We start from the raw sequence: 255 nt of genomic DNA, 5'->3' as shown, positions 1-255 counted from the left end.
GATGCAGCTTCAGGATGTACATGTAACCGACCGCGACCGGATACGGGAACGGCTCACCGGAACGCCCGTCGAACAACACCGCCTTACCGTCGTCATCGACCATCCGCTCCCCGTCACGGTTGGGCAGCGTCGAGGCCAGCAAACCGGTCAGCTCCTCCTCCCGCGCACCATCGAACACCGGCGTCGCGATATTCGAATCAGCCGGAGCACCCAACATCTCCTGCGGCAGCGCCGCCGCCCACTCCGGGCGGGAAC

Annotated in this window: 1 protein-coding gene; it reads right to left on the bottom strand. The window is 65.5% G+C overall.

Annotated features, from left to right (window positions below):
• A partial coding sequence (locus IU450_RS39390; protein WP_195154794.1) for a hypothetical protein occupies positions 1-255 on the bottom strand: 255 nt, incomplete at both ends.

The sequence above is a fragment of the Nocardia abscessus genome (genome assembly GCF_015477775.1).
Taxonomy (GTDB): domain Bacteria; phylum Actinomycetota; class Actinomycetes; order Mycobacteriales; family Mycobacteriaceae; genus Nocardia; species Nocardia abscessus_A.
Note: the sequence above shows the minus strand (reverse complement) of the source record. Positions and strands in the feature narration are given on the sequence as shown.